Source organism: Neobacillus paridis (genome assembly GCF_016765675.1).
Classification (GTDB): domain Bacteria; phylum Bacillota; class Bacilli; order Bacillales; family Cytobacillaceae; genus Neobacillus; species Neobacillus paridis.
The window spans coordinates 1-914 of record NZ_JAESWB010000354.1; the positions used below are offsets into that span (position 1 = coordinate 1).

A 914-nucleotide genomic window follows, 5' to 3' on the forward strand; every position below is an offset into this window, starting at 1 on the left:
CATGGGTATTTTTTCGCTCTATTGATGGCAAGGGAGAAGCACGGAAAACTGCGATGCCGCACACCGACTTTATCTGGGACTACGCCCTCCCCTAATTTTGCCAGAGAAATAATATATTCGTGAGAGTCTGGTTTACGGCGTACGCCGACGCTAGTTTCCAAAAAATTATTTTAAAGAAGGATAAATACAACATTTTGCACCCGCAAACTCTTGCGCAGTAGTAGTATTTTCATGTCAAATACGCAAATTTAGGCCGCTTATTGCAAAGCAAAATGTACCATGACCTTACCTTAGGATTGCATAATTCCACGGTGTCTAATGATTAAAAAAATGCAAACCGATTCAATAGTAAGAATTTTATGTTAAGTATATGTTCGGCCTAGTCATATATCAGAAATTCGTATTACTTCGCTCGAACGATTAAAAAATTTTTTATAACGATGTCTCAAGCACTATCATAGCCCCGTTCCGAAACGTATAAGGCCTGTATGTCAAACAATAACAAATTTAGCGTATTTTTTTCTAAACATGCTTCGGCGCCGCCATCAACGCCTGCAATAGTAATTTCCCCAGTCAATGAAGGTTGGAATGATTTTTCATATAATTTTAGGGCATTGATTACAGTATTCTCGGCCACCACAGAAGATCAAGTATATGAGACGTCAGCTTTTGTCGTTCCGTTAAGCGAATGGAAAGCTGAAAGAAGGTTAGGAAACTGGATTTCCTCACTAAAGCTTATCGGAGATCCGAGTAATGGAGTGCGAGAAGCTAGTGCACCTACCAGTTCAAGTCCAAATTTTTTGACTCTGCTCGGTTCAGAGTCAAGTTATAGGCAGTTATCTGAAGCATTTCCTGACCCCACTGAACGAAACGAAGTTCTTTTAGCAATAATGGATATTACGTTGCTTCAAGAG

At 39.7% G+C, this 914-nt stretch carries 1 protein-coding gene; it reads left to right on the top strand.

The features are described 5' to 3' along the window. Window positions 1-488: 488 nt before the first annotated feature. A partial coding sequence (locus tag JK635_RS20485; protein ID WP_202655789.1) for a hypothetical protein occupies window positions 489-914 on the top strand: 426 nt, incomplete at its 3' end.